Origin of the sequence: Mesorhizobium sp. B2-8-1, from assembly GCF_006440955.1 — a bacterium.
GTDB lineage: Bacteria > Pseudomonadota > Alphaproteobacteria > Rhizobiales > Rhizobiaceae > Mesorhizobium.
This window is the reverse complement of sequence record NZ_VFTX01000002.1, coordinates 640,981-666,747: the sequence shown is the minus strand read 5'-3', so window position 1 is coordinate 666,747 and position 25,767 is coordinate 640,981. Positions and strand designations below refer to the sequence as shown.

Sequence of the window (25,767 nt, the reverse complement as noted above, 5' to 3'; positions counted from 1 at the left end):
GGTCAAGGCGCGACAAAGCCGATGAAATCGTCGGGGGCGGCGCGACCCATTTCTTCTTCCCAATGGCGACGGCAGAGCGAGACATAGACGTCCTTGCCGATCGCCACCTGTTCGCCCTGCCGAGCGACCTTGCCGTCGGGGCCGAGGCGCACCACCATCGTCGCCTTGCGGCCGCAGCGGCAGATGGTGCGCACTTCGCGCAGCTCATCGGCTATGGCCAGCAACGCGCGCGAGCCGGAAAACAGCTTGCCCTGGAAATCCGTGCGCAGGCCATAGCACATGACCGGAATGTCGAGCCGGTCGGCGATCCGGGCGAGCTGCCAGACCTGCTCCTCCTCGAGGAACTGCGCCTCGTCGACGAAGACGCAATGCACGGCACCGTGCTGATGATGTTCGGCGACGCGGGCGAACAGGTCGTCGCCGTCACGAAACATCTCGGCTTCCGTTTCCAGTCCGATGCGTGACGAAATCAGGCCGGTGTCGCCCTTGCGGTAGTGGCCGGCGACGAACAGCATCGTCGTCATGCCGCGCTCGCGGTAATTGTACGACGCCTGCAGGAGCATCGTCGTCTTGCCCGCATTCATCGTCGCGTAGTGGAAATACAGTTTGGCCATGGCGCCCTTTTAAGCCCACTTGGCCGGGCCCGGGGAAGGCCCCTGGCAGGCCTTCCACCAAAAAAGCCGGCTCGCATGGAAAAAGCGGCTGACGTGTCGCTGATCGGCCAGCCAGCGCCGTTGATCGTGATTGCCTTAATGCTTGAAACCGCACGAGAATGGTGTTTGGCTGACGAAACAAGGCGGGCACAAAAACCGTGACTTCGCCTCGCCAAAGAATCGAAATGGGAGAAAGTTCATGTCGCGTATGAATTCCTTCGTCGCAGGCCTCGGCCTTGCGGCTTTCTTGTCGACGAGCGCTGCCTTCGCCGGGGATCCGGCTAGCTGCAAGGCGGTACGCCTTTCCGATGTCGGATGGACCGATATCCAGGCGACGACCGGCATCGCCTCGGTGCTGCTCACGGCGCTCGGCTACGAGCCGCAGGTAATCCAGCTGTCGGTGCCGGTGACGATGGCGTCGCTGAAGAACAAGGACCTCGATGTCTTCCTGGGCAACTGGATGCCGTCGATGACCAACGACATCAAGGACTACACGGCCGACGGTTCGGTGGAGACCATCAGCACGAACCTGACCGGCGCCGGCTACGGCATCGTCGTGCCGACCTATGTGGCGGATGCCGGCGTCAAGACACTGACCGACCTCGGCAAGTTCAAGGACAAGTTCGACGGCAAGATCTACGGCATCGAGGCCGGCAATGACGGCAACCGCATCATCCTCGACATGATCAAGAACCCGAAGGACAATCTCGAAGGCTTCGAACTGGTCGAATCCTCGGAGGCCGGCATGCTGACGCAGGCCGAGCAGTCGATGAAGAACAATGAGTGGATCGCCTTCCTCGGCTGGACGCCGCACCCGGTGATGGGCGCCATGAAGATCACCTATCTCGACGGCATGGGCGACAGCGGCTTCGGTGCCGCCACCGTCCACACCAATGTGCGCAAGGGCTACACCACCGAATGCCCGAACGCCGGCAAGCTCATTGCCAACCTCAAGTTCAACCTGGACATGGAAGGCCAGTTGATGGACGCCATCCTCAAGGGCGGCGACGCCCAGACTGTCGCCACCGACTGGCTGAAGAAAAATCCGGATGCCGTGACACCCTGGATCGCCGGCGTGACCACCTTCGACGGCGGCGATGCGGCAGCGGCCATCAAGACCGCACTGGGGAGCTGAGCCGACTGACTTCGGCATGCACGCGTGAGAACAAAAGGGCAGCCACTGGAAAAGGCTGCCCTTTTTCATATGCTGTGAGAAGATGACGTGACGACAGCGGACACCGCGGCAAAGCGATGCCGGTAGGAGAGGGGGCAAGATGGATCCGATTTCCAAATTCCTGGTCAGCTACAAGATTCCCATCGGCCCATGGGGCAAGGCGTTCTTCGGGTTCCTCACCGACAATTTCGACACCGTCTTCAGGGCCTTTTCCAACGGCCTGAACTTCATTCTCGACAGCCTGGTCGACCTCCTGCTGGTCGTGCCGCCGGTGCTGCTGGCGCTCATCATCGCCATCATCGCCTGGTTGCTGCAGCGTTCGCGCCCGCTCGCCATCGGCGTCTTCCTCGGCCTGATCTTCATCATCAACCAGAACCTGTGGAAGCAGACGGTGCAGACGCTGGTGCTGGTCGTGGCCGCCGCCGCCATGGCGATGGCCATCGGCGTGCCGCTCGGCATCTGGGCGGCGCACAAGCCGAAGGTCTACCGCTTCATGCTGCCGGTGCTCGACCTGATGCAGACGCTGCCGACCTTCGTCTACCTGATCCCGGTGCTGACCCTGTTCGGCCTTGGCAACGCGCCCGGCCTCATCGTCACCATCATCTTCGTCATCCCGACCGCGGTCCGGCTCACGCATCTCGGCGTCGTCTCCGTGCCCAAATCGATCATCGAGGCCGGCGAGGCGTTCGGCGCCACCAGGAGCCAGCTGCTGTGGAAGGTCGAACTGCCCTCGGCGCTGCCCACCATCATGGCGGGCCTGACCCAGTCGATCATGCTGTCGCTGTCGATGGTGGTGTTCGCAGCGCTGATCGGCGCCGGCGGGCTCGGCACCGAGATCAACCGCGCGCTCGGTTCGCGCCGCATCGATCTCGGCCTCGAGGCCGGGCTCGCCATTGTCGTGCTCGCCATCGTGCTCGACCGCATGACCCGCATTGGCGTTGGAGGCAAGAAATGACCGTCGCCGTCGATTTCAGGAACGTCGATATCGTCTTCGGCGCCGACCAGGCGGGTTCGCTGGCGCTGATCGACAAGGGCGCGACGCGCGCCGAGATCCTCGAGCAGACCGGCAATGTGCTCGGTTGTGCCGGCGCCAGCCTTACCGTGCATGAGGGCGAGATTTCCGTCCTCATGGGTCTGTCCGGCTCGGGCAAGTCGACACTGCTGAGAGCGGTCAATCGCCTGAACGTCGTCTCGCGCGGCCAGGTTCTGGTCAAGGATGGCGACCGCACCGTCGATGTCGTCACCTGCGACGAGGCTACCTTGCGGCGCCTGCGGCAGAAGCAGGTTGCGATGGTGTTCCAGCAGTTCGGCCTGCTGCCGTGGCGGACGGTGGAAGAGAATGTCGGGCTTGGCCTCGAACTTGCCGGCGTGCCGGATGCCGAGCGCAAGGAGCGCGTCCACAGGCAGCTCAAGCTGGTCAATCTCGAGCAGTGGTCGAAGAAATACGCGCATGAGCTTTCGGGTGGCATGCAGCAGCGCGTCGGGTTGGCGCGCGCCTTCGCCACCGAGGCGCCGATCCTTCTGATGGACGAGCCGTTCTCGGCGCTCGACCCGCTGATCCGCACCAAGCTGCAAGACGAGTTGCTGCAGCTGCAGGCCGAACTGAAGAAGACCATCATCTTCGTCAGCCACGACCTCGAGGAAGCGCTGAAGATCGGCAGCCACATCACAATCATGGAGGGTGGACGCATCGTGCAGACCGGCGCGGCGGAGGACATCGTGCTCAAGCCCGCCAACGATTATGTCCGCGACTTCATCGCCAATGTGAATCCGCTGTCGGTGCTGACCGCCTGGAACGTGATGCGCGATCGCCGCGATCTCGAACAGGGCAAGGACGGCTGGGTGTGGCTCGACCGGCGCAAGACGACGCGCTTCAAGATCGACGACCATGGCCTTGTGGCGGCGGCTGAGCGTGACGGCAAGCCGGCGGTATGGGTGTCCTGCGCCGACGTCGAAGGCCAGCCCGAGGAAGCGGCCCAGGTGTTCTGGGCCAATCCCGGAACGTCGCTGAAGACCGTGATGCTGGCCATGCACCGGTCGCAGACTGCGCCCGTGGCGCTGTTCGATGACCAGTCGCGCTTCGTCGGCGCGATCGGCATCAGGGACGTGCTGAGCGCGGTGCTGCGGCGGTAATCCCTCAGTCGCGTCTCAAGTCGCCAGCGGCAGGCGCAGCTCCGTCAGCAGGCCGCCGTCCGGATGGTTGGACAGGCGGATCTCGCCGCCGGCGGCACGCGCGATGTTGCGGGCGATGGTGAGGCCGAGGCCGAGGCCGCCGGTCTGGCGGTTGCGGGACTGTTCCAGGCGCACGAAAGATCCGAACACGGCGTCGATCTGGGCTTGCGGAATACCCGGCCCCTCGTCGCGTATGGCCAGCGTGATCATGTCGCCCGACCGGTACAGGCTGAGATGCGCCTTCTTGCCGTAGGTAACTGCATTTTGCACAAGATTGGTGACGCAGCGCTTGAGCGCGACCGGTCGCGCCATGCAGATCAGGCCGCGCGAGCGCGTATCATCATTGTCGAAGGAGACCTCGGCGTAGCCGTCGGCGATCGATTCCACCAGCGACCAAAAGTCAATGCGCTCGCTCTTTTCCTCGTTCACCTCGAAAGTGGCGAAGTCGATGACCGAACTGGCGATGCTCTCGACATCGGCGAGATCGTGCGCCAGCGCCTCGCGAACCGCCGACTTGCGCAACAGTTCCAGGCGCAGCCGCATCCTGGTCATCGGCGTGCGCAGGTCGTGCGCCAGCGCGGCGGCCAGGTGCTCACGGTCCTCGACATATTCACGCAATCTCGCCTGCATGGCGTTGATCGCCTTGGCGGCGGCGCGCACCTCGCGGCTGCCGCTTTCGGCGATCGGCGGGCTCTTGAGGTCATTGCCGATCCGGTTCACGGCGGTTTCCATCATCCGGTAGGGCGCGGTCAGCCGGCGCAGCGACCAGATCGACATGATCACCACCAGCCCCGCTATCAGCGAATAGAGCGGCAGGCTGTCGAAGCTCAGGATCGGGCCGACCGGCGTGATCGGCTCGGTGAAGTTCAGCCATTGGCCGTCGGCGAAGCGCAGCGAGGCGGTCAGCTTGTCACTCTGGGCGAAATTCGCCGCCAGCACCAGGAGATCGCGTTCCACCTGGCCGACGTCCCTGTTCATGACCTCGCCACCGGGGCTGTCGGATTCCTGCGTCGCCGGATCGCGCCGGACGCGCGCGTCGGTGACGCCGAACTTCGACAGCCGTCCAACGAGAATGTCTTCCAGCTCGGCGAGTTCATCGTCGCCGGCGATCGACGAGGTGACCGCGGGGGTGTCTGAAACCGTGAGAGCGTAGGTGGCGTTGAACAGGCCGGATGCGGTCGCCTTGCGCTCCTCGGGCGTGGCGGCATGCATCAGCTGCACCAGCGAATAGGCGCGGTCGTTGAGGCGGTAGAGATCGACCACGTCATTGGCGGCCGCGCGGTCGCGCGACACGATGTAGAGCGTCGCGACCTGACTGATCAACAGGCCGGCAATGACGATCAGCAGCACCCACACAGGCAGGGTCTGCGGCAGGAAACGTCTCATTCGGAAGTCGTTTCGGGGAGGAACTGATAGCCGCCGCTGCGCACCGTCAGGATCAGCTTGGGCGTCTTGGGGTCATCTTCCATCTTGCGCCGCAGCCGGCTGACCAGGATGTCGATGCTGCGGTCGAAGGAATAATCGCTATCGCCGCCGGAGAGTTCGATGAGCTGGTCGCGGGTCAGCACGCGCTGTGCGCTCTTGACGAAGGTCTGCAACAGATTGAACTCCGCCATGGTCAGTTCGACCCTGACATCGTCGGGCGCGGTCAGCCGGCGCCGCGAACAATCCATCGTCCAGCCGGCGAAGCGGTAGATCTGCTTCGATGTGACGCGTTTGGGCTCGGGGGCACCGTTGCGCCGCAGCACGGCGCGTATGCGGGCCAGCAATTCGCGGGGGTCGAAAGGTTTGGGCACATAGTCGTCGGCGCCCATCTCGAGGCCAACCACGCGGTCTGTCGTCTCGGTGACGGCGGTCAACATGATGATCGGCGTCGAATACTGGGCCCGGATGTCACGGCACAGTTCCAGCCCGCTCCTGCCGGGCAGCATGACGTCGAGCACGATGAGATCGACCTGTGCACGGCGCAGGATCGTTTCCATCTCGGTGCCGTCGGCGGCAACCGATGTGTGCAGGCCGCGCTTCTGGAAGAACTCCTGCAGCAGGTCGCGAATGCCCTTGTCGTCGTCGACGATCAGTATGTGTGCGTCGGATTTCACGGGGATCCTGTCTTCGTTGACCTGCCAAGCCGGCAGGCGGCCACCCACACGATAGAATTCGGGCCATATGTTGGCCAGTGCCTTGGATTTCAAGGCAAGGTAAATCTGGCAATCTCCACACCGAATGCGCTGGAGGCCTCCCGCCGGGGCGCACAGACACAATCCAGAAACAAAATTCTATAATCGGGAAAAACTCCTGAAAAACTAGGCCGGCATAACGGTGCCGTGGCGGTCAGGTCATTTGGCCGCGACGCAAGTCTCCGGGTTCACGGATTAACCGATGCCAAGGTTGTCGATCAGTTTGTTGGGTGCGTTGATGGGCATTTCGCTCGTCACAGCCGCTGCTGGACAATCGGATGCAAAAGTGACGCCCACCACCCGGACCGAGCGGTGTGCCAATCTCAGCCACCAATTCGATGAAGCCCTCGAAACCCATGCCACGGCAACGCAGGTCACCGCGGCAAAGGCACTTCAGAGAAAGGGCAACCGGTACTGCGCCGCCAAGAAACAGGCACAGGGTATCCGGATGCTCGCCAACGCTTTGAAGTTGCTGGGGGTGACACCGAACGACCCGGTTCAGTGACACTCGAAACCCGACCCGCATGAAAAGGAAATGAAGCCATGAAAAAGTCCATCCTCTCCGCCACCGGTCTCGCCGTTGCTCTCGCCTTCGCCATGCCGGCTCTCGGCAACGCCGCTGCCACCACGACCGCCGCTCCGGCTGCTTCCTCGACGACCACCGCTCCGGCGACCACGACCGCCAAGCCTCCGGTGAAGAAGGTCGTTGCCAAGAAGCACAAGAAGGCGAAGAAGACTGTCAAGAAGACCGACAAGAAGGTCGCTCCGAAGGCTTAATCCAGGTCGGGCACACTGCCTGCCTTATGACAAGGCCGCTCCAGTCGCGTTTTGCTGGAGCGGCCTTCTTCCTGTCCGAAAAAGCCGAAGGCCGTGTATCGGCAGTGAAGCGAACGGACAGGTCCGAACGATGTGGCCGAAGCCGGCGCCGGCGGCTTTGTCTCGATCGGCCTTAACCCGATTGCAAGGCCGGCGCCGTAGGACAATCCGCATGAAGAGGCGGCTTTCGTCCATTCTGCGCTCGATCGTGTTCGGCAGCCTGGTCGCCACCGGCGCCGCCCGGCTTATGATCCTGTTCACCGCCAGTCCCGTGCCGGATCCGGCCAGCGGCCGCACCGAGCCGTCACTGTTCGCGCCTGTGATTTCCACCGACTGGGATTACATCACGCCCGCGCAGACCTGGCTGCTCATCGCACTTGCCAGCGTGACGCTGATCTGCGTCGTCGCCTGGCCGGTCGCATCCTGGATGGAACGCCGGTCGGATGCTGCCGGAAACTTGCCCTCCCGGAGCGGCTTCGGCCGCCAGGGCCGTTGAACCGCGGGCCGCACTTCCCACATAGCTCTGTGATTGGACGCTCGCTTTCGCCCGTGCGAAAATAGGGGCGTAGCCGAGGCTCGCGCAATTGCCGGTTCCCATGCCTGAAATCACGACAAAACCCCGTACGCAGACCCTACCCAAGACCGAGCGGCCGAAGCTCTACAAGGTCATCCTGCTCAATGACGATTTCACGCCGCGTGAATTCGTGGTGACGGTGCTGAAGGGCGAGTTCAAGCTCAGCGAAGACCAGGCGCATCGGGTGATGATCACGGCGCATCGGCGCGGCGTCTGCGTCGTCGCCGTCTTCACCAAGGACGTCGCCGAGACAAAGGCGACACGGGCCACCGACGCCGGCAAGGCCAAGGGCTATCCGCTGATGTTCACGACGGAGCCGGAGGAGTAGAGCAGGGCTCCTTCATAGCCTTGGCTCCCTTCGCAACGCCGATAATTGGCGAAACCATCCGCGACAGCGTCTTTCTCCCCGTATAGTGACGGGGAGAAGGAAGCTACCGCCCTTCGCGGTACCACATCGAACCCATCGCCAGCAGCAGCAGGCCGAGACCGAGGAAGCCGCCGAACAGCGGCACGCGCGAGACCGCCTTGAGTACGCTGTCGTCGGTGGTGCGCAGGCCGATCCAGTCGGCGCCGGACGCTTCGCCCGAGGACCGTACGGGGACGATCGAGGGCAAGGTCACGTCGCCGCCTCCAAGGGTCGATCCCGCAAGCCTGCGAACGCTGCCGCCGGTGGCTTCGGCGGGAGCCTTCAGCCGGTCCTGCGTGGAAACGACGTCGGCGAATTCGGGTGCGTTGACCGGCCCGACATGGGCGAGCGCGGTAAGGTCGCCATTGCCGACCTGGTAAAGGCCGATCTCGGAGGTCTGGGCGCTGCCCAGGAAGACACCGGGTTCGGATTTCTCGAGCTTGACGGTAATGGTCTTGCCGGAGGGCGTAATGATCTGGGCCGGGCCGGGGTCGTCGGCCATGGTCTGGCGGCGGATTTCCAGCACCATGCCGCGCCCGTCGGCGGTCAGCCGTTCCTCCTCGAGCTCTGGCTCCTTCATCAGCCAGTGGGCGATGCGGCGGTAGAGCTGGACATGCGGGCCGCCGCCTTCGAAGCCGCGCGCCCACAGCCAGCCCTGGTCGGACAGAAGCATGCCGACGCGGCCTTCTCCCTTGCGGTCGAGCAGGAGCAGCGGCCGGTTGTCGGCCCCCTTCATCACCACCTCGCCTTCGGGATTCTGCACGCCTATGGTGCGGAACCAGCGGCTCCAGTGCGGCGGCTCGCTGGCAGAACCGTCGAGACCGCGCGTCACCGGATGGCGCTGGCCGATGTCGGTGAGGCGTGGGTAGAACGCCTTGTCGACGACCTCGCCGGTCGGCATCGCCGGCAGCGCCGACATCAGCGGCGTGCGCGCGATCGAGCTTTCACCGGCATATTCGGGTCCGGCCGCAATCAGCAGCGCGCCGCCTTTTTCGACATATTCGGAGATGTAGTCGTAATAGAGGATCGGCAGCACGTCGCGGTGCTGGTAGCGGTCGAAGATGATCAGGTCGAAATCCTTGATCTTCTCGACGAACAGTTCCCGCGTCGGGAAGGCGATCAGCGACAATTCGTTGATCGGCGTGCCGTCCTGCTTCTCCGGTGGCCGCAGGATGGTGAAATGGACGAGATCGACCGAGGCGTCGGATTTCAACAGATTGCGCCAGGTGCGCTCGCCCGCATGCGGCTCGCCAGAGACGAGCAGCACGCGCAGGTTCTCGCGAATGCCGTCGACCAGCGCGATGGCGCGGTTGTTGGTGTCGGTGAGCTCGCCCGGCTCGCGATCGATGGCGAGTTCGATGATGTTGCGCCCAGCGCCGGGAATGGTCACGTGCAGCGGCATGGCCTGGCCGACGGTGGCATGCTCGACAGCGACCTGCTCGCCATTGACCGAAACGCGCACATCGACCGGCCCGGTTTCGTTGCTGGTTGAAATGACGCGATAGGTCATATCGAGCGGCTTGCCGACGAGGGCGAAGCGGGGCGCGTTCTCGAAACGTATGCGGCGATCCTTCTCGTGGTCGTTGCCGGTGATCAAGGCGTGCAGCGGGGCATTGAAATCAGGCGCGCCGGCGGGTGCGTCATGCACTTCGCCATCGGTTATCATGACGGCGCCGCCGATGCGCGAGGGCGGCACGTCGCGGAAGGCGTTTTCGAGCGCGCCGAACAGCCGCGTTTCCGTGCGTTCCTCGGCGGCTTCCGACTTGCCGGCCTCGACGACGCGGACGTCGAACTGCTTGAAGCGGCCGAGGCGCTGCTCAAGCCCGGCCAGCGCCTCGTCGGTCTGTTTGGTCCGTTCACCGATGTCCTGGCTCTGGCTCCGGTCGACGATCAGGGCAACCACGCTTTGCTGCGGCTCGCGCTCCTCGTTGAGGAACACCGGATTGAAGAGAGCGGCGGCGAGCGCCAGCAATGCGACGAGGCGCAGGACCGCGCCGCGCTGGCGAAACCACAGGCCGACGGCCGCGAGCAGGGCCAGCGGCACCAGCACCAGGGCCAGCAGCGGCCAGGAGATCAGCGGTTCGAAGGAGATCGACCAGTTCACGTCTTACCCTCCCCCTTGCAGGGAGGGCCGATCCGCGGGGCGGGCGCAAGAAGGAGCGTCATCTTACTGGCCCAACCGTTCAAGCAATATGGGCACGTGCACCTGGTCGGATTTGTAGTTGCCGGTCAGCATGTACATCATGATGTTGACCCCGGCGCGCAGCGCATAGATGCGCTGCATCGGATCGTTGGGCACGGTCGGCAGCAGCGGGTCGCCATTCTCGTCGACGGCCCAGGCGCCAGCAAAATCATTGGCGGTGATCATGATCGGCGAGACGCCGTCACCGGTACGCACCGGCCGGTTTTCGGCATTGCTGGCGTCGAGCGATGCCTCGACCCAGAGCGGGCTGCCGGCGAAGCGGCCAGGGAATTCGGGCAGAATGAAGAAGGATTTGGTCAGAACATGATCCGACGGCACCGGCTCCAGCGGCGGCACGTTGAGGTTGCCGAGGATGTCGCGCAGCCGCTCGGTGGCGGGGCTGGTCGAGTCGGCGCCGATGCCGTTGGCGAACTGGTCGCGCGTGTCGAACAGCACGGTGCCGCCCTGCTGCATATAGGCATCGATACGGGCAATCGCGGCCTGGCTGGGCATGGCTGCGGCCGGATCGATCGGCCAATAGATGAGGGGAAAGAACGAAAGCTCGTCCTTGGAGATGTCGACGCCGGCCGGCGCGCCCGGCTCGAGCGCGGTCTTCTCGATGAGGAAGCGGGTCAGGCCCTCGAGCCCGGCGCGACTGATCGAATCGTCGCCGGGCACGCCAGTCAGCACATAGGCTATCCGGGTCTTGGAGATGTCCTCTATCGCGGCGGTGTCGCCAGGCTTGGCATCGTCGGCGCGCGCGGGGCCGACATGGCCGAACAGCGCGCCGAGCCCGATCAGAATGGCCGCCATGGTGGTTACGGCCGCAGCGCGGCGCGGCCTGCGCGTCAACAGGCCGCCCATCCAGAACACCGCCAGCGTATCGAGCACCATCAGCGCCAGCGCGGCGGCCACCAGCGCGCCCTTCAAATTACGCGATTCGTCAAAGGCATACTGAATTGTGGTGACCGGGACAGTGATTTGCGGGCGCGCCAGCGGCGCAAGCGTGCTTGTCGCATCGAGCAAATTGTGGGCGAAAACGCCGGCTTCCGAGCCATAGAGGCCGGGCGGGTTTTCGAAGGTCACCGGCAGTGTACCGGCGCCCGGCACCAGCGGGCGCGCATCCGGCGTCGGCGGCACCAGCATTCCGTCGGCCGCTATCATGCGGTAGGGCGCCAGCGAGGTGGCGGCGGCTTCGGCATTGGCGATGGCGGCTCCCTGGTTGCGCGACAGCTGCACGATGCGGCGCAGCATCTCGACGAAGCTGCCTGAGATCGGCAGGTTCGACCAGGTTGCTTCGGGCGTGACGTGGAACAGCACGAGCGTGCCCTTGCCCTTCTTCAGGCCGGTGACCAGAGGCGTGCCGTCGGCAAGCGCTGCCCAGGTGCGCTCGACGATATCGGGCGTCGGTTCGGCCAGCACCTGCCTGGAAACGGTCACCTCGGTCGGCGGCGCCAGATCGGCGAAGGGGCCAGCCTTGGGGAATTCGGTGACCGGCTGCGGCGTGGTCCATGACAATGCGCCGCCGAGCGAGCGTTCGCCGGTGCGCAGACGCACCGGCAGCAGGTCGTCGTCATTGCCGGCGGCGGCCAGCCGCGACCCGGCGAAACGCACCAGGGTGCCGCCCTTTTCAACCCAGTCGACGAGCCTTGGCCTGATCTGTGCGGGAATGGTACCAATATCGGCCATGACGATCATCGCCGGCTTCTGGTCGAGGATCTGCGGAATGGCGTCGGCCAGGTCGGCGCTGGAAGGTTCGACCAGGTCGGCGAAGGGCTGGAGCGCGCGCCTGATATAGTAGAGCGGCGATAGCAGCGGCTGCGCCTGGTCGGCCTCGGCCTGCGACAGGAGCCCGACACGGCGGCGCTTGGAGCTTTCGTCCAGCACGCGCACCGCGCCCGCCTGACGCTCGCCATCGAGCGCGATCGAGGCGAAATCGTTGCGCAGCTCGAACGGCACCGCCATGGTGCCGGTGGCGGTGGATTGGCCGGGTGCGAAAGTCAGCGTCGCATCGGCGATGCGGCGGCCCTTGTCGTCGAAGGCGCCAGCGGTGACTTGCGCCGGGGCCGCATCGCCGGGCGCGCGGATGGCGGTGAGGGCAAAACCGTCGACGTCGTTCTCGGCGCCTGTCAGGCCGGTCAGCGACATCCGGTCGGCAACGGCCCACACGGCGCGGGCGGCGTTTTTGGACAGGAGCGTGTTGAAGGCGGCCTCGTCGCCCTTCGCCGCCAGTCCGTCGGCCAGCACGGCGACGCTGGCGCCCGGCAGGCGCTCCAGGGCGGCGGCGACGCGGGCGTAGACCGCCGGCCGGTCGGTCGGGATCGGCCGCGGCTTTGCCGCGCGCAGGCGGTCGAGCGCCGCGGCCGCATCGAAGGGGCCGATCTCGGCATTGGGTTTTTCGGCGGTGAAGGCGATGATGACCGGCACGCCGTTCGAACCGGCGTCGGCGATCAGCCGCTCGGCGGTTGCGATGCGCTTGTTCCAGTCGGCGGCGCTTGCCCAGCCATTGTCGACGACCAGCGCCAGGGCCGCGCCCTCGGCCGGCAGTTTCTCGCGCGGATTGAAGACCGGTTCGGCAAGGGCGGCGACGATGAGCGCCGCCATCAGCAGCCTGAGCAGCGTCAGCCACCAGGGGCTCTGCTGCGGGGTTTCCTCGCGCTTCAGCACGCGCGCCAGGATCTTCAGCGGCGGAAACACCTCGGTCTGCGGCCTGGGCGGGGTCAGCCTGAGCAGCCACCAGATCACCGGCAGCGCCAAAAGACCCCACAGCAGCATGGGCGCGCCAAAGGAAAGCGGCAGCCAGCTCATGCGACGGCCTTTCCTGGCTGATCGCCACCAGCGATCATGCCGCCACGATCGCCAGCGATCGGCCTGGGCTGATCGCCACCGGCGATCATGCCGACGTGGCCAATAGCGGTCAGCCCGGGCTGACCGCCATCCGTCATCGCCATGTGCAGGCGTACCAGGGCGTCGGAAGCCAGCCGATCGGTGTGGTTGACGGTGAAGCTCCAGCCGAGCCGTTTGCACCAGCTGGCCAGTTCCTGGCGTCGGGCGCCATAGAGCAGGCGATACTCATCGGCCAGCATCTCGGCGCGGCCGGCGGTCAGCTTCTCGCCGCTCTCCGGGTCGGTGAATTCGGTGCGGCCGGCATAGGGGAATGTCTCCTCGGCCGGGTCGGCGACCTCGATCAGATGCGCGCGCACGCCATGGCGGGCGAGCACGTCGAGCCAGGCCATGGTTTCCTCGACCGGGTCGAGGAAATCACTGGCGATGACGATGTCGCAGAAGCGGCGGATGCCGGAGAGATCGGGCTTGGCCGGCAAGTCGCCGGCATGCATGAGCTGGGCGGCGATGCGCTCGGCGCCGTTGCGGGCGGTGAACGGATCGGTAAGGCCGGGCCAGGCGATGCGCTCTCCGCTGCGCGACAGCAGCTCGGCCATGGCCAGCGCCAGCACCAGGCCGCGCGATTGCTTGGAAACGGCGGCACCGGTCGATTTGTAGAGCATGGACGGTGAGGGGTCGGCCCACAGCCACACCGTATGGGCAGCTTCCCATTCGCGGTCGCGCACATAGGTGTGGTCGTCGCGAGCCGAGCGGCGCCAGTCGATGCGCGAGGAATCGCCTTCGACATAGGGCCGGAACTGCCAGAAATTCTCGCCGATGCCGCGCTTGCGGCGGCCATGCCAGCCGGCGATCACGGTGTTGACGATGCGGCGCGCCTCGACCAGCAAGTCGGGCACGAGCGAAGCCCGCAACCGGCCGCGGGCGAGCGCGTCGCGCGTCGCTGCCGGAGCCTGGAGCTCGCCGATGCGCGCCATCAAATCCCTTTCACGAGCTTGGCCACCACATCGCGCACGCTGGTGCCTTCGGCGCGGGCGGCGAAGGTCAGCGCCATGCGGTGCTGGAGCACCGGCTCGGCCAGAGCACGCACATCGTCGACCGACGGCGCCAGCCGCCCATCATAGAGCGCGCGCGCCCTCGTGCACAGCATCAGTGCCTGGCTGGCGCGGGGACCCGGGCCCCAGGCGACATGCCTGTCGGTTTCGGCATTGCCCTGGCCGGGGCGCGCCGAGCGCACCAGGGCCAGGATTGCCTCGACCACGCTTTCAGGCACCGGCATGCGGCGGATCAGCGTCTGAATATCCCTCAGCCGCGCCGGCTGCAGCACATTCTGTGCCTTCGCGTCCTCGACCCCAGTGGTTTCCAAAAGGATGCGGCGCTCGGCCTCGAGTTCGGGATAGAGGATGTCGACCTGCATCAAAAAACGGTCGAGCTGTGCCTCGGGCAGCGGATAGGTGCCTTCCTGTTCCAGCGGGTTTTGCGTCGCGAGCACATGGAAAGGCGAGGGCAGGTCGTGGCGGGCACCGGCAATGGTGACGTGATACTCCTGCATGGCCTGCAGCAGCGCCGACTGGGTGCGCGGCGAGGCGCGGTTGATCTCGTCGGCCATCAGCAACTGCGCGAAGATCGGCCCGGAAATGAAGCGGAAGGAGCGCTTGCCGAATTCGTCCTGCTCCATCACCTCGGAGCCGAGAATGTCCGAGGGCATCAGGTCGGGGGTGAATTGGATGCGGCGCGAATCGAGGCCGAGCACGATGCCCAGCGTCTCGACCAGCTTGGTCTTGGCGAGGCCCGGCACGCCGACCAGCAGCGCGTGGCCGCCGGCCAGAAGCGCCACCAGAGCGCGTTCGACGACACTTTCCTGGCCGAAGATGATGCGACCGACCCCGTCGCGGACCCTAGAAATGTCGGCCAGCGCCTTCTCGGCCTCGGCGATCATGTCTTTTTCGCTGATCGGGCTTTCCTTGACCATCACGCTCATGCAGCATCGATCCTTGTGGTTGGAAATACCAGCTTGACGCAGAATGCCGCGATTCGGCTCCGTCTGGCGCCTGCCTTCAAATTTAAATCACAGAGTTAGGCTGACAAGCGCAACAACAGTGACTATTTCGTGACGATGGCAGAGGGCTCCGAACAAAGACAGCAAAGCCTGGCGGCCGCGACCGAGGCGCGCGGCCTGGAGGCGCTGATCTCGCGTGCGGCCCGCGCCGGCAAGGGGCCGGCCCCGGTGGAGCGCTGGAATCCCGACTTCTGCGGCGATTTGGATATGGAAATCAAAGCTGACGGCACCTGGTTCTATCTCGGCACGCCGATCGGCCGCATGCCGCTGGTGCAGCTTTTTTCCTCGGTGCTGCGCAAGGACGCGGACGGCAGGACCTATCTGGTGACGCCGGTGGAAAAGGTCGGCATCCGCGTCGCCGACGCACCCTTCATCGCCGTCGAGATGGATGTCTCGGGCAGCGGCGAGGGCCAGATCATCACGTTTCGCACCAATGTCGGCGACGTCGTCGAGGCCGGACCGGAGCGGCCGCTGCGCTTCGTCGACGAGCACGAGACCGGCGGGCTGAAGCCTTATGTGCTGGTGCGCGGGCGGCTGGAGGCGCTGGTGGCGCGGCCGGTGATGTACGAACTGGTCGAGCATGGCGAGGAGATCGAGATCGGCGGCAGGTTGATGTTTGCCGTTCGTTCGAAAGGCCAGGCCTATCCGATCATGCCGGCCGACAGGCTGAGGCAGCTGAGCGCGTGACGGACAGTTCATGATGGACCAGGTGACGCCGACGCCCTTTTCCATTGCCGATCTGCGCGCGCGCTTTGCCGCGCAGCCGCAGGCGCATGCCGGCGAGGACTATGGCGATCATCGCTTCAATCCAGGCCATCCGCGCCTCCACCGGGCGAAACCGCTGCGCGAAGCGGCGGTGCTGATCCCGATCGTCGATCACCAGGACGATGCCACGGTTCTTTTGACCAAGCGGGCCGAGACGCTGCGCAACCATTCCGGGCAGGTGGCCTTTCCCGGCGGGACGATCGATCCGACCGACGCCAGTCCGGAAGCGGCGGCGCTGCGCGAGGCTTTCGAGGAAATCGGCCTTGGCCGGGACCATATCGAGGTCATCGGCCGCATGCCCGATTACGTCGCGGGCAGCGGTTACAGGATCGCGCCGGTGCTGGGCATCGTGCGGCCGCCTTTCCAGTTGACACTCAATGCCGAGGAGGTCGACTTGGCCTTCGAAGTGCCGCTGCGCTTCCTCATGGATCCGGCCAACCACATCAGGGACAGCCGCATTTGGAACGATCTCGAATGGTTCTTCTACGATATGCCCTATGGCGACCGGCGCATCTGGGGCGTCACCGCCGGCATCATCCGCACGCTCTATGAAAGGCTCTATGGGTGAAGGTCTCGATCGCTGACAGGGCCGACTGGCTCGGCGACAAGCATCTGCAGCGCCTGCTTGCCATTCTGGCGAGCGGCGGCGAGGCAGCGCGGGTCGCCGGCGGCGCGGTGCGCAACACGCTGATCGGCCAGCCCGTCGCCGACATCGACATCGCCACCACCTGCCTACCGCAGGAGACAATCCGCCGCGCCGAGGCGGCGAGGTTCAAGACGGTTCCGACCGGCATCGAGCACGGCACGATCACCGTGATTGCCGGCGGCAAGCCTTATGAAATCACCACGCTGCGCGCGGATATCGAGACCGACGGCCGCCGCGCCAAGGTGTCGTTCGGGCGAGACTGGAAGCTTGATGCCGAACGGCGCGACTTCACCATCAATGCGCTCTACGCGGAAGCCGACGGCACGGTCGTCGATCTGGTCGGCGGCGTCGCCGACATAGAGGGGCGCCGGCTGCGCTTCATCGGCGATCCGGAAGCGCGTATCCGCGAGGACTATCTGCGTATCCTGCGCTTTTTCCGCTTCTTCGCCTGGTATGGCGAAGGCCGGCCGGACGCCGAGGGGCTGAAGGCTTGCGCCCGGCTGAAGGGAGGGCTCGTGCAGCTCTCGGCCGAGCGCGTCTGGTCCGAACTCAAGAAATTGTTGTCGGCGGCCGATCCGTCCCGCGCGCTGTTGTGGATGCGGCAGGCGAGCGTTTTGACCAGCGTGCTGCCGGAAAGCGAGAAATGGGGCATCGACGCGATCCACGGCCTGGCCAAAGCCGAGAAGGATCTGGGCTGGACCGCAGAGCCGCTGCTCAGGCTGGAGGCGATCGTGCCGCCGGATGCGGCGCGCATGAAGACGCTGGCCGAGCGGCTGAGACTGTCGACGGCGGAAGCAAACCGTTTGCGCGACTGGGCGCTTACGCCGGGGATCGCGCCGAAAACGACCGAAGGCGAACTGGCCAAGACGCTCTACCGCGGCGACCGGCAGGGGGTCGTCGACCGGCTTCGCCTGTCACTCGCAGCGGCACGGGTGCGCGCGGTGGACCAGACCAATGCGCTCATCGAGGCAGGCGGCTTTTCCCGACTTCTCGCCTTCGCATTGAGATGGGAAAGGCCCGTGTTTCCGCTCAAGGGCGCCGATCTGACGGCGATTGGGGGGATGCCCGGGCCAAAACTCGGCGCGATCCTCAGGAATCTCGAAGTGGAATGGGTCGATGCCGGGTTTGGGCCCGATCGCGACGCGCTGCTCAAGCGCGCCGCGCAGGCCCTGAAGGCCGGATAGAGCATTCGTCAACGCAATCCGGGCGGAAATCGCCGCGATTTCCGGAACTTGCTCCAAATCAGGCGGCGTCGCGGACCTTCTCGATGCGCGAGCGGATCGCTTCGATCATCGTTTCGCGGATGATCGTCTCGCCATGCGTCTCGCGCATATGTTCGACGGCACGGCGCATGACCTCGGCTTCCTCCTCGGCGCGCGTGTGCCATTCACAACCTGGAACGAGCGAGCCGCAGTGGAATTCCTTCATGGGATTTCTCCTTTTCCTCCATGGAGTCCGGTCGACCGTCCTGCAAAAGGCGGCAGGGACTCCGCATCTTCTTGGCACGTTGTCCGACCTTGAGACCGGTTGGACCGCAAGCGGGTGAAACCATAACACAGATGGGGTGGCATTGATTGCCGTCAACGGCAAAAAAGGCGGAGCAGCGCTGCTCCGCCCTCTTACGCCAGCCCTATGGGCAGGTCATCACTTCATGATCTTGACTGCCTCGGCAACCTTATCCTTGCCGCTCATGTCCCATGAAACTCTGACCTTCTCGCCGACCTTCAGGCCAGGATCCTTGAAGGTCCGGGGGAGCGTAAAAGACGATCCATTGTCGAGAACCAGGCTATTGGCCGCCGTATCAAAGGTCTTGATCGTGCCGGTGGTGTGCTTGACGGCGGCGAATGCCACCGAACCGGAAGCAAGAAGGGCAGCCGCTGCGGCCGAAACAATAATCTTGCGCATTGCGAAGTACTCCTGGAAAGCGCGGGCACCCTTTTGGCAGAGGTGTCCCGCATCGTCCTGGGCCGTCCGGTTGCGTCGAGTCGCGATCCGCTTCGTTCTGACGCAATTCCGAACGGAGCACCGCTCTGCACTCCTGGAATTGCGCAGGCGAACCGCCGGCGCTTCCCGACCCGTCCCGACAAATAGCCCAGTCTTTTCCGAAGCCTATTAGACGAAAAAGAAACTTTGCGACGGCTCCCGCGCCACATTCGATGCCCATTTCGAAGCGAATGGGACATCAATGCGGCTCACGGCGCGCTCACCATCTTTTTACGGCCAGCGGGCCTCCGGCGGCAGGCTGGAGAGGATCGAGGCGACATTGCCGCCGGTTTTCAGGCCGAAAATGGTGCCGCGATCATGAAGCAGGTTGAACTCGACATAACGGCCGCGGCGGATGAGCTGTTCGTCGCGGTCGCCATCGGTCCAGTTCTCGTTAAAATTACCCCGCACCAGATGGCCGTAGACCACGAGAAAAGCGCGCCCGACATCCTGGACGAAGTTGAAATCGGCATTCCAGCCGCCTTTGTCCTCGCCCGAATGCAGCCAGTCGAAAAAGATGCCGCCGGTGCCGCGCGGCTCGTTGCGATGCGGAAGGAAGAAATACTCGTCGCACCAGGCCTTGAATTTCGCATGGTCGGCGACGCCGGCATTCTTCTCGCAGGCGAACTGCATGGCGCGGTGGAAGGCCATTGTGTCGGGGTCGTCCTGCATGCGGCGCCGGTCGAGCACCGGGGTGAGGTCGGCGCCGCCGCCGAACCAATGGCGTGAGGTGACGACCATGCGCGTATTCATGTGCACGGCCGGAACGTTGGGGTTCCAAGGGTGCGCGATCAGCGAAATGCCGGATGCCCAGAAGCGCGGGTCCTCCTCGGCGCCGGGCATCTGCTTCCTGAATTCGGGCGAGAACTCGCCGTAAACCGTCGAGGTGTGGACGCCAACCTTCTCGAAGACTCGGCCGTGCATCATCGACATGGTTCCGCCACCACCCTTGCCGGAATCACGCTCCCACGGCGTCCTTTCGAACCGGCCCGGCGACCACGAAGCGAGCGGGCCCTGGAGATCCTGCTCGATCTGCTCGAAGGCGCCGCAGATGCGTTCGCGCAATGCCTCGAACCACAGCCGTGCCTTCATCTTCTTTTCTTCGATGTCGGCGGGCAAGCCAGCCGGTATTTCAGGTCGTTCCAAGTGCTGTCTCCGGTTTCGGGGCGGCCGGCCCCTACAAATGACTCGTCTTTTGCCGGCGCGATCCCTAATCTCTTAGGGGAAAGGGTCAAGTCTGATCTGATCGGAGCAAGGAGACCTTCGTGCGCACCCCGGCAAGACCGCCGCTGGATGGCCTGAAGAAAAGGCTCGATCAAAGCCGGGCTGAACGCGCGCGCATGCCGCGCGACGGATTTTTGCGCGAAACCTTCGTCCTGCCGCGTTCGGACGCTCGCCTCAAGGCAAAGGAATGGTTCGAGCGCTTCCCCAAGCAGGCTTACTGGACCGAGATCGAAAGCTGGTTCGAACGGCCGGGCGATTTGATCGAATTCACCATAAGGCGCCTGCCGGCGGCGGATTAGGATTTCCTCGCCCTGTTTACGGGGACAACCCAATACAGGCGCCGCCCCTCGTATCCGCCTTCACTACGCTCAGGCACCGTCTCTCCGTGAATGGGCAGAAGGAAGAACCAGCCTTCTCGCCCCTGTTCCTTCCCTGGCCAGCCGGTCATCCTTGTTGCGGAGCGGACATTTGTCGATCGACATGCAGCCGCAGCCGATGCAGTCGGTCAGCCCGTCGCGCAATTTCTTCAATTGACCGATCTTGCGGTCGAGCCCGTCGCGCCAGGCGGTCGACAGCAGGCTCCAGTCGTCGCGCGTCGGGGTGCGGCCCTCGGGCAGGGATTGAAGCGCCGTCGCTATCTCGGCCAGCGAAATGCCGACCTCCTGCGCGATCTTGATGATGGCAACGCGCCTTAGCACGTCGCGGCCGTAGCGGCGCTGGTTGCCTGACGTGCGGTGGCTGCGGATCAGGCCGCGAGCTTCGTAGAAATGCAGCGCCGACACCGCGACACCGCTGCGCGCGGCCACTTGGCCAACCGTTAATTCCGCTGCTGGCGCCATCTCGCACTTTTCCGCTTGACCTCAAGTTAAGTTGAGCTTGTAGCGAAGAAGCCATCGACATGCAAACGACAGGAGATGGCGATGTGCGCCTGGGTGAGGATGACGGGCGAGGGCCGTGTCGCGGGCGCCGGCGGGACCGTGGCCGCCGCTTCAGCGGATGGCATTCTGGCCCAGTTGTCGCGTGGCTTCGCCGGCCACCATGGCGGCGGAGAGCGCCACATTGATGCTGCGCGCACCGGCCTGCATCGGGATCGTCAGCCGCGCGTCCGCCGCCTCATGGACCGGATCCGGCACGCCTGCGGATTCACGGCCGAACAAAAGGATGTCGCCAGTGGCGAAGTTGAAGCTGGTGTATGGGGTCGCGGCCTTGGTCGACAGCAGCACCAGCCGGTGCGCGCGGGCCTTGCGCCACTCCTCGAAGGCGTGCCAGTCGACATGCCGGGTCAGGGCAGCCATTTCGAGGTAGTCCATGCCGGCGCGCCTGAGCGCTTTATCGGAGAGCGGAAAGCCGGCCGGTTCGATGATGTCGACGCCGATCCCGAGGCAGGCGGCGAAGCGCAGGATTGTGCCGGTGTTGCCGGCGATGTCAGGCTGGTAGAGGGCGATGCGGAGACGGTCGTTCATTTCCGCATCCTTCTATTAAGTGGCAAATCGGCCACAGCGGCTTCGCGGTTTTGGAAATTGCTGGACCTGCGGGTGGCCATTTTCTGCGAAGTCGGGTATACAGCGTACATTGTCAACCCGAACCGAAGGAGGGGTAATTCATGATGACCATGCACATCCAGCACCCTCTCCGTGGGCTTACATGCCCGGTGGCGGTTTCGGTACGACGGTTCTCCTGATCTCTTAGACGCTTCCGCACCGATTTCCGCCGAAACCATTCCCTGGTCTTCGAAGGAATCCTGCGATGTTTTTCAAGCTGCCGAAGGGGCCGATGGCCCCGCCCCAACGCGTCTCGACTGATCAGCCGCCGATCCCGCGGCAGGACGTCGAGCACCCTTTTTATCTCTATTTTCACACGGAGGACGGACCGATGTTCGATCCCTACAGAATACCGGGCTCGAGGAGCCTGCATATCCACCGGCTGCCGACCTGGGCGCTGCTGATCGGCGAAACCTATTCGTCGGCGGTCCACGCCGAGGTTCGCCGGCGTCCGCATCGCGGCATGCTGCCCGATGTCGATTTCTCGCGCGCGGTTCCCGACCCGAGCCGGCCCTCGTTGGTGCGCCGTATCATCCGGGCGATCCGGCCGGGCGCGAAGATTCGCCTTGTCGACACCGCACCGTCAGGATCAACAAAAGAGCCTGTCGGCGAAAAGCCCGCGAACCCCTATATAGCGCGAAGCAGGGCCGACGGTCCGGATGATTCCGGACCGTCGGCCCTCGGCGCCATGCGGTCCGAGGACTTCGTACGTTCACGCGCCGCGTGAGCGGAAACAGATTTCATGAGCATGACCTATGTTGTTGTTTAGCTGGTTTGAAAAAAGGCTCGATCCGTTCCCGGGCGCGGAGCCGGTCGAGCCGCCCAAGACGCTGGTTGCCTTCTGCCTGCATTACACGCGCGGCGCATGGCCCTATATCCTGGTCGATGCGGTGCTGGTGGCGGCAATCGCCATCGCGGAAGTGTGGATGTTCGGCTTCCTCGGCCGCATCGTCGACTGGCTTTCGGCGCAGAACCGCGAAACCTTCCTGCAGACGGAGGGCTGGAAGCTCGCCAGCATGGCCTTTATCGTGCTGTTCGCGCTGCCTGGCACGGTATGGCTGCATTCGCTGCTCAACCAGCAGACGCTGATGGGCAACTATCCCATGCGTATCCGCTGGCAGGTGCATCGCTATCTGCTCAAGCAGTCGATGAGCTTCTACCAGGACGAATTCGCAGGCCGCATCGCCACCAAGCTGATGCAGACGGCACTCGCCGTGCGCGAATGCGTGATCAAGGTGATCGACGTCCTGAACTACGTCATCGTCTATTTCCTCGGCATGCTGCTCATCGTCGGCTCGGCCGACTGGCGGCTGGCCGCACCGCTCGGCGTCTGGATGGTCGGCTACATCCTTCTGCTGCGCTATTTCATTCCTCGGCTGGGCAAGGTCGGCGAGGAACAGGCCAATGCGCGCTCGGTCATGACCGGCCGCGTTGTCGACAGCTACTCCAACATCCAGACGGTCAAGCTGTTCAGCCATGCCCGCCGCGAGGCCTCCTTCGCCAAGGAGGGCATGATGGGCTTCCTCGACACGGTCTACCGGTCGATGCGGCTGGTGACGGTGCTGTTCGGCTCGCTCTACATCCTGAATGCGCTTCTCCTGTTCTCGGTTACCGCCATCTCGTTGTGGCTGTGGCTGGGCCAGGCGGTGACGATCGGCGCGGTCGCCGTGGTCATCGGCCTGGTTCTGCGGATGTGGGGCATGTCGCAGTGGATCATGTGGGAAATGTCGGGCCTGTTCGAGAATATCGGCACGGTGCAGGACGGCATCGCCTCGATTTCGCTGCCGCGCCTTGTCGAGGACAGGCCCGGTGCGAAGGAGATCACGGTCTCCAAAGGCGAGATACGCTTCGAGGACATCCGCTTCCACTATGGCAAGCAGAAGGGCGTCATCGAGAACCTGTCGCTGGTGGTGAAACCGGGCGAGAAGGTCGGCATTGTCGGCCGCTCCGGCGCCGGCAAGTCGACGCTGGTCAACCTTTTGCTGCGATTCTACGACCTCGAAGCCGGCCGTATCCTGATCGACGGCCAGGAGATCGCAGCGGTGAAACAGGATTCGCTGCGCGCCCAGATCGGCATGGTCACGCAGGACACCTCGCTGCTGCATCGTTCGGTGCGCGAAAACATCCTCTATGGCCGGCCCGACGCCAGCGACGACATGCTTGTCGAGGCTGCGCGGCGCGCCGAGGCGCTGGACTTCATCGGCGGGCTTTCGGACCATAGCGGCCGCAAGGGATTCGACGCCTATGTCGGCGACCGCGGCGTCAAACTGTCCGGCGGCCAGCGGCAACGCATCGCCATTGCTCGCGTTATGTTGAAGGACGCGCCCATACTTATCCTTGACGAGGCGACGTCGGCGCTGGATTCCGAGGCGGAAGCGGCCATCCAGGAGAACCTCTACAAGCTCATGCAAGGCAAGACCGTCATCGCCATCGCCCACCGGCTGTCGACCATCGCGGCGATGGACAGGCTTGTGGTGATGGACCAGGGCCGTGTCATCGAGGAAGGTTCGCACGAGGAATTGGTGGCCAAGGGCGGGCTCTACGCGCAGCTCTGGCAGCGCCAGTCGGGCGGTTTCCTGCTGGATGACGGCCCGATCGGTGCCGCAAACGACGTTGTTGCCAATGACGTTGGCGCAAAGGGACAAGCCGCTGAATGATGGCCGCCGCCGCATGATGACAGCCGTCTATCGCTGGTTCGAGAACTGGGTCTATCCGTTCAGGGAGCCCACGAATCTTCGGCCGCCGTCCGGCGTCGCCGGCTTTCTCTGGCACTATGTCGGCCAGGCCAAGTTCGCCTTCTTTGCCATGCTGGTCATCGGCGGCATCGCGCCGCTGGTCGAGGCCGGGCTGTTCTACTTTGTCGGGCGGCTGGTCGACATCCTCGACCAGCTTCCCGGCGAACGCAGCTGGCATGCGCTGTGGACGGCCGCCGGGCCGGAACTTGTGTTCATGATCGTCGTGGTGCTGGTCGTCCGCACCATCGTCGTCGGCCTGTCGGCCCTGGTCGACGAGCAGACGATCACGCCCGGCTTCTACAATCTGGTGCGTTGGCAGGCGCACCGGCACGTGTCGCGCCAGTCCTACTCCTTCTTCCAGAACGATTTCGCCGGCCGCATCGCGACAAAAGTCTGGCAGGCCGGGCAAGCGACCGGCGACCTGATGGAAAGCTTCATCGAGGTCGTCTGGTTCATGATCGTCTATACGGTGACGACGCTGGCGCTGGTCGCGGGGCTCGATATCAGGCTCGCAGTGCTGGTGGTGATCTGGATCGCGGCCTTCGCCTGGCTGGCCAGGCTCTATCTGCCGGCAATCCGCAAACATGCCGAGGCGACCGCCGAGGCGGGGTCGATGATCACCGGCCGCATCGTCGATTCCTACTCCAACGTACAGACGCTGAAACTGTTCTCCGCCGATGGCGACGACCGCTACATCAGGAGCGGCTTCGACATCTATCTCGACGCGTTGCGCCCGTTCACGCGCCGGCTGACCGGCGTGCGCATGGCGCTGACGACGCTGTCGGGCATCATGATCACGGCGATCGGCTGCTTTGCCGTCTATCTCTGGGTCGAGGGCTCGATCACCGTCGGGGCGGTCGCCTTCACGCTATCGCTGGTGCTGCGGCTCAACATGCTGCTTGGCCGGCTGATGATGCAGCTCAACAGCATCCTGCGCAATCTCGGCGTGCTGGAGAATTCCAAGGCGCTGATCTCGCAGCCGCTCGGTCTGGTCGACGCACCCGACGCCCGGGAACTGGTCGTGGCCGGCGGGCGCATCGAGGTGAAGAATGTCGAGTTCCACTACGGCAAGGGGTTCGGCGTGCTCAACGGCATCGATCTCGTGGTGCGGCCGGGCGAGAAGGTCGGGCTGGTCGGGCCGTCCGGCGCCGGCAAGACCACGCTCGCCAACCTTATCCTGCGGCTGTACGAACTCGAAGGCGGAAAGATCGCCATCGACGGCCAGGATGTCTCGCAGGTGACGCAAAATTCGCTGCGCGCCAATATCGGCGTCGTCAGTCAGGACACAGCACTTTTCCACCGTTCGCTGCGCGACAATATCAAACTCGGCATGCCCAACGCCACCGACGCGCAGGTGATCGCGGCGGCCAGGAAAGCCGAGGCGCATGATTTCATCCTGACCTTGCGCGACAATCGCGACCGACAGGGCTACGAGGCCTATGTCGGCGAGCGCGGCGTCAAACTGTCGGGCGGCCAGCGCCAGCGCGTGGCGATCGCGCGTGTCTTCCTCAAGGATGCGCCGATCCTGATATTGGACGAGGCGACCTCGGCACTTGATTCCGACATCGAGGCGGCGATCCAGGAAAACCTGACGCGGCTGATGGAAGGCAAGACGGTCATAGCCATCGCCCACCGGCTGTCGACGATCGCCGCGCTTGACCGCCTCGTCGTGCTCGACGGCGGCCGCATTGTCGAACAAGGCACGCATGACGAACTGGTGGCGCTCGACGGGCTCTACGCGCGGCTGTGGAAGCGTCAGTCCGGCGGCTTCCTCTATCACGAGGAAGCCGTGCTGGAAGAGACGCGGCCGGCGGAGTAG

The 25,767-nt window shown here is 64.5% G+C and carries 27 protein-coding genes; 15 read left to right on the top strand and 12 right to left on the bottom strand.

Annotated features, from left to right (window positions below):
- Nucleotides 1-2 precede the first annotated feature (2 nt).
- A complete protein-coding gene (locus tag FJ428_RS07595) occupies nucleotides 3-614 on the bottom strand; it encodes a thymidine kinase (RefSeq protein ID WP_140516940.1) in 612 nt (203 codons plus the stop codon).
- A 75-nt stretch (nucleotides 615-689) separates the two neighbouring features.
- On the opposite strand from FJ428_RS07595, the gene FJ428_RS30870 reads away from it, so the two are divergent.
- The 4 genes from FJ428_RS30870 to choV all read left to right on the top strand — a co-directional run bounded on the left by FJ428_RS30870 (nucleotide 690) and on the right by choV (nucleotide 3,960).
- Nucleotides 690-815: a hypothetical protein gene (locus FJ428_RS30870; protein WP_263483040.1), complete on the top strand. Its 126-nt coding sequence runs from the start codon at nucleotides 690-692 to the stop codon at nucleotides 813-815.
- 37 nt (nucleotides 816-852) lie between these two features.
- On the top strand, nucleotides 853-1,788 hold the full coding sequence (locus FJ428_RS07590; protein ID WP_140496061.1) for a choline ABC transporter substrate-binding protein: 936 nt from the start codon (nucleotides 853-855) through the stop codon (nucleotides 1,786-1,788).
- 139 nt (nucleotides 1,789-1,927) lie between these two features.
- Entirely contained in the window at nucleotides 1,928-2,782 is an 855-nt protein-coding gene (choW, locus tag FJ428_RS07585; protein ID WP_140567114.1) for a choline ABC transporter permease subunit, read from the top strand.
- Entirely contained in the window at nucleotides 2,779-3,960 is a 1,182-nt protein-coding gene (gene choV / locus FJ428_RS07580) for a choline ABC transporter ATP-binding protein (protein WP_140631799.1), read from the top strand. Before choW ends, choV begins: the two co-directional genes overlap by 4 nt.
- Before the next feature lie 15 nt (nucleotides 3,961-3,975).
- On the opposite strand, the gene FJ428_RS07575 is transcribed toward choV, so the two are convergent.
- Both FJ428_RS07575 and FJ428_RS07570 read right to left on the bottom strand, forming a co-directional pair.
- On the bottom strand, nucleotides 3,976-5,385 hold the full coding sequence (locus tag FJ428_RS07575) for an ATP-binding protein (protein WP_140496058.1): 1,410 nt from the start codon (nucleotides 5,383-5,385) through the stop codon (nucleotides 3,976-3,978).
- Nucleotides 5,382-6,098 (bottom strand): response regulator transcription factor, encoded by a 717-nt coding sequence (locus FJ428_RS07570; protein ID WP_140561408.1) that lies wholly within the window; start codon nucleotides 6,096-6,098, stop codon nucleotides 5,382-5,384. The genes FJ428_RS07575 and FJ428_RS07570 overlap by 4 nt, the downstream gene beginning before the upstream one ends.
- 280 nt (nucleotides 6,099-6,378) lie before the next feature.
- Between FJ428_RS07570 and FJ428_RS07565 the strand changes: the two genes are divergently transcribed.
- From FJ428_RS07565 to clpS, 4 genes are all read left to right on the top strand, one after another.
- Complete coding sequence (locus FJ428_RS07565; RefSeq protein WP_140556114.1) at nucleotides 6,379-6,681, top strand: hypothetical protein; 303 nt, start codon at nucleotides 6,379-6,381, stop codon at nucleotides 6,679-6,681.
- Between the two features lie 38 nt (nucleotides 6,682-6,719).
- Nucleotides 6,720-6,953, top strand: a complete 234-nt coding sequence (locus FJ428_RS07560) for a hypothetical protein (RefSeq protein WP_140496055.1) — start codon at nucleotides 6,720-6,722, stop codon at nucleotides 6,951-6,953.
- A 211-nt stretch (nucleotides 6,954-7,164) separates the two neighbouring features.
- Nucleotides 7,165-7,488 (top strand): hypothetical protein, encoded by a 324-nt coding sequence (locus FJ428_RS07555; RefSeq protein ID WP_140496054.1) that lies wholly within the window; start codon nucleotides 7,165-7,167, stop codon nucleotides 7,486-7,488.
- 100 nt (nucleotides 7,489-7,588) lie between these two features.
- A complete protein-coding gene (clpS, locus tag FJ428_RS07550) occupies nucleotides 7,589-7,894 on the top strand; it encodes an ATP-dependent Clp protease adapter ClpS (protein ID WP_140496053.1) in 306 nt (101 codons plus the stop codon).
- Between the two features lie 103 nt (nucleotides 7,895-7,997).
- Here clpS and FJ428_RS07545 read toward each other — a convergent pair whose 3' ends face one another.
- The 4 genes from FJ428_RS07545 to FJ428_RS07530 all read right to left on the bottom strand — a co-directional run bounded on the left by FJ428_RS07545 (nucleotide 7,998) and on the right by FJ428_RS07530 (nucleotide 14,976).
- Nucleotides 7,998-10,076, bottom strand: a complete 2,079-nt coding sequence (locus FJ428_RS07545; protein WP_140496052.1) for a hypothetical protein — start codon at nucleotides 10,074-10,076, stop codon at nucleotides 7,998-8,000.
- Between the two features lie 63 nt (nucleotides 10,077-10,139).
- Nucleotides 10,140-12,962 carry a DUF4159 domain-containing protein gene (locus FJ428_RS07540; RefSeq protein WP_140879181.1) on the bottom strand — a complete coding sequence of 941 codons (2,823 nt, stop codon included), beginning with the start codon at nucleotides 12,960-12,962 and terminating at the stop codon, nucleotides 10,140-10,142.
- Nucleotides 12,959-13,972: a DUF58 domain-containing protein gene (locus FJ428_RS07535; protein WP_140657067.1), complete on the bottom strand. Its 1,014-nt coding sequence runs from the start codon at nucleotides 13,970-13,972 to the stop codon at nucleotides 12,959-12,961. Before FJ428_RS07535 ends, FJ428_RS07540 begins: the two co-directional genes overlap by 4 nt.
- Nucleotides 13,972-14,976: a MoxR family ATPase gene (locus FJ428_RS07530; RefSeq protein ID WP_140496049.1), complete on the bottom strand. Its 1,005-nt coding sequence runs from the start codon at nucleotides 14,974-14,976 to the stop codon at nucleotides 13,972-13,974. The genes FJ428_RS07535 and FJ428_RS07530 overlap by 1 nt, the downstream gene beginning before the upstream one ends.
- A 135-nt stretch (nucleotides 14,977-15,111) precedes the next feature.
- Between FJ428_RS07530 and FJ428_RS07525 the strand changes: the two genes are divergently transcribed.
- Genes FJ428_RS07525 through FJ428_RS07515 form a run of 3 tightly spaced genes read left to right on the top strand, consistent with a single transcriptional unit; the run spans nucleotide 15,112 to nucleotide 17,649 of the window.
- Nucleotides 15,112-15,741: a DUF1285 domain-containing protein gene (locus FJ428_RS07525; RefSeq protein ID WP_140517010.1), complete on the top strand. Its 630-nt coding sequence runs from the start codon at nucleotides 15,112-15,114 to the stop codon at nucleotides 15,739-15,741.
- 13 nt (nucleotides 15,742-15,754) lie between these two features.
- Nucleotides 15,755-16,387 carry a CoA pyrophosphatase gene (locus FJ428_RS07520; protein ID WP_140671361.1) on the top strand — a complete coding sequence of 211 codons (633 nt, stop codon included), beginning with the start codon at nucleotides 15,755-15,757 and terminating at the stop codon, nucleotides 16,385-16,387.
- Nucleotides 16,384-17,649: a CCA tRNA nucleotidyltransferase gene (locus FJ428_RS07515; RefSeq protein WP_140879179.1), complete on the top strand. Its 1,266-nt coding sequence runs from the start codon at nucleotides 16,384-16,386 to the stop codon at nucleotides 17,647-17,649. The genes FJ428_RS07520 and FJ428_RS07515 overlap by 4 nt, the downstream gene beginning before the upstream one ends.
- A 58-nt stretch (nucleotides 17,650-17,707) precedes the next feature.
- Here the strand turns inward: FJ428_RS07515 and FJ428_RS07510 are convergent, their stop codons facing one another.
- From FJ428_RS07510 to hemF, 3 genes are all read right to left on the bottom strand, one after another.
- Nucleotides 17,708-17,893 carry a DUF1059 domain-containing protein gene (locus FJ428_RS07510; RefSeq protein WP_140496047.1) on the bottom strand — a complete coding sequence of 62 codons (186 nt, stop codon included), beginning with the start codon at nucleotides 17,891-17,893 and terminating at the stop codon, nucleotides 17,708-17,710.
- A gap of 216 nt (nucleotides 17,894-18,109) precedes the next feature.
- Nucleotides 18,110-18,370: a DUF1344 domain-containing protein gene (locus FJ428_RS07505; protein WP_140879177.1), complete on the bottom strand. Its 261-nt coding sequence runs from the start codon at nucleotides 18,368-18,370 to the stop codon at nucleotides 18,110-18,112.
- Between the two features lie 309 nt (nucleotides 18,371-18,679).
- Nucleotides 18,680-19,594: an oxygen-dependent coproporphyrinogen oxidase gene (gene hemF, locus FJ428_RS07500; protein WP_140879175.1), complete on the bottom strand. Its 915-nt coding sequence runs from the start codon at nucleotides 19,592-19,594 to the stop codon at nucleotides 18,680-18,682.
- 119 nt (nucleotides 19,595-19,713) lie between these two features.
- On the opposite strand from hemF, the gene FJ428_RS07495 reads away from it, so the two are divergent.
- Nucleotides 19,714-19,971, top strand: a complete 258-nt coding sequence (locus FJ428_RS07495) for a hypothetical protein (RefSeq protein WP_023770299.1) — start codon at nucleotides 19,714-19,716, stop codon at nucleotides 19,969-19,971.
- Nucleotides 19,972-20,040: 69 nt separating this feature from the next.
- Here the strand turns inward: FJ428_RS07495 and soxR are convergent, their stop codons facing one another.
- Together soxR and FJ428_RS07485 are read right to left on the bottom strand one after the other, a co-directional pair.
- Nucleotides 20,041-20,511 carry a redox-sensitive transcriptional activator SoxR gene (gene soxR, locus FJ428_RS07490; RefSeq protein WP_140624173.1) on the bottom strand — a complete coding sequence of 157 codons (471 nt, stop codon included), beginning with the start codon at nucleotides 20,509-20,511 and terminating at the stop codon, nucleotides 20,041-20,043.
- A gap of 150 nt (nucleotides 20,512-20,661) precedes the next feature.
- On the bottom strand, nucleotides 20,662-21,135 hold the full coding sequence (locus FJ428_RS07485; protein WP_140624171.1) for a tRNA (cytidine(34)-2'-O)-methyltransferase: 474 nt from the start codon (nucleotides 21,133-21,135) through the stop codon (nucleotides 20,662-20,664).
- Nucleotides 21,136-21,418: 283 nt separating this feature from the next.
- Here FJ428_RS07485 and FJ428_RS07480 point away from each other — a divergent pair, with 283 nt between their 5' ends.
- The 3 genes from FJ428_RS07480 to FJ428_RS07470 are packed head-to-tail and all read left to right on the top strand — an operon-like array spanning nucleotide 21,419 to nucleotide 25,767.
- Nucleotides 21,419-21,940, top strand: coding sequence for a hypothetical protein (locus tag FJ428_RS07480; RefSeq protein WP_181167235.1), 522 nt, complete (start codon nucleotides 21,419-21,421; stop codon nucleotides 21,938-21,940).
- 28 nt (nucleotides 21,941-21,968) lie between these two features.
- A complete protein-coding gene (locus tag FJ428_RS07475) occupies nucleotides 21,969-23,870 on the top strand; it encodes an ABC transporter ATP-binding protein (protein ID WP_140631809.1) in 1,902 nt (633 codons plus the stop codon).
- Nucleotides 23,871-23,883: 13 nt separating this feature from the next.
- Nucleotides 23,884-25,767: an ABC transporter ATP-binding protein gene (locus FJ428_RS07470; RefSeq protein ID WP_140624168.1), complete on the top strand. Its 1,884-nt coding sequence runs from the start codon at nucleotides 23,884-23,886 to the stop codon at nucleotides 25,765-25,767.

What these genes read in the sequence shown, in the direction of transcription:
- FJ428_RS07595 (WP_140516940.1), bottom strand. Translation starts at nt 614, where the DNA reads ATGGCCAAACTGTATTTCCACTACGCGACGATGAATGCGGGCAAGACG.
- FJ428_RS30870 (WP_263483040.1), top strand. Translation starts at nt 690, where the DNA reads ATGGAAAAAGCGGCTGACGTGTCGCTGATCGGCCAGCCAGCGCCGTTG.
- FJ428_RS07590 (WP_140496061.1), top strand. Translation starts at nt 853, where the DNA reads ATGTCGCGTATGAATTCCTTCGTCGCAGGCCTCGGCCTTGCGGCTTTC.
- choW (WP_140567114.1), top strand. Translation starts at nt 1,928, where the DNA reads ATGGATCCGATTTCCAAATTCCTGGTCAGCTACAAGATTCCCATCGGC.
- choV (WP_140631799.1), top strand. Translation starts at nt 2,779, where the DNA reads ATGACCGTCGCCGTCGATTTCAGGAACGTCGATATCGTCTTCGGCGCC.
- FJ428_RS07575 (WP_140496058.1), bottom strand. Translation starts at nt 5,385, where the DNA reads ATGAGACGTTTCCTGCCGCAGACCCTGCCTGTGTGGGTGCTGCTGATC.
- FJ428_RS07565 (WP_140556114.1), top strand. Translation starts at nt 6,379, where the DNA reads ATGCCAAGGTTGTCGATCAGTTTGTTGGGTGCGTTGATGGGCATTTCG.
- FJ428_RS07560 (WP_140496055.1), top strand. Translation starts at nt 6,720, where the DNA reads ATGAAAAAGTCCATCCTCTCCGCCACCGGTCTCGCCGTTGCTCTCGCC.
- FJ428_RS07555 (WP_140496054.1), top strand. Translation starts at nt 7,165, where the DNA reads ATGAAGAGGCGGCTTTCGTCCATTCTGCGCTCGATCGTGTTCGGCAGC.
- clpS (WP_140496053.1), top strand. Translation starts at nt 7,589, where the DNA reads ATGCCTGAAATCACGACAAAACCCCGTACGCAGACCCTACCCAAGACC.
- FJ428_RS07540 (WP_140879181.1), bottom strand. Translation starts at nt 12,962, where the DNA reads ATGAGCTGGCTGCCGCTTTCCTTTGGCGCGCCCATGCTGCTGTGGGGT.
- FJ428_RS07535 (WP_140657067.1), bottom strand. Translation starts at nt 13,972, where the DNA reads ATGGCGCGCATCGGCGAGCTCCAGGCTCCGGCAGCGACGCGCGACGCG.
- FJ428_RS07530 (WP_140496049.1), bottom strand. Translation starts at nt 14,976, where the DNA reads ATGAGCGTGATGGTCAAGGAAAGCCCGATCAGCGAAAAAGACATGATC.
- FJ428_RS07525 (WP_140517010.1), top strand. Translation starts at nt 15,112, where the DNA reads ATGGCAGAGGGCTCCGAACAAAGACAGCAAAGCCTGGCGGCCGCGACC.
- FJ428_RS07520 (WP_140671361.1), top strand. Translation starts at nt 15,755, where the DNA reads ATGGACCAGGTGACGCCGACGCCCTTTTCCATTGCCGATCTGCGCGCG.
- FJ428_RS07510 (WP_140496047.1), bottom strand. Translation starts at nt 17,893, where the DNA reads ATGAAGGAATTCCACTGCGGCTCGCTCGTTCCAGGTTGTGAATGGCAC.
- FJ428_RS07505 (WP_140879177.1), bottom strand. Translation starts at nt 18,370, where the DNA reads ATGCGCAAGATTATTGTTTCGGCCGCAGCGGCTGCCCTTCTTGCTTCC.
- soxR (WP_140624173.1), bottom strand. Translation starts at nt 20,511, where the DNA reads ATGGCGCCAGCAGCGGAATTAACGGTTGGCCAAGTGGCCGCGCGCAGC.
- FJ428_RS07485 (WP_140624171.1), bottom strand. Translation starts at nt 21,135, where the DNA reads ATGAACGACCGTCTCCGCATCGCCCTCTACCAGCCTGACATCGCCGGC.
- FJ428_RS07480 (WP_181167235.1), top strand. Translation starts at nt 21,419, where the DNA reads ATGTTTTTCAAGCTGCCGAAGGGGCCGATGGCCCCGCCCCAACGCGTC.
- FJ428_RS07475 (WP_140631809.1), top strand. Translation starts at nt 21,969, where the DNA reads ATGTTGTTGTTTAGCTGGTTTGAAAAAAGGCTCGATCCGTTCCCGGGC.
- FJ428_RS07470 (WP_140624168.1), top strand. Translation starts at nt 23,884, where the DNA reads ATGATGACAGCCGTCTATCGCTGGTTCGAGAACTGGGTCTATCCGTTC.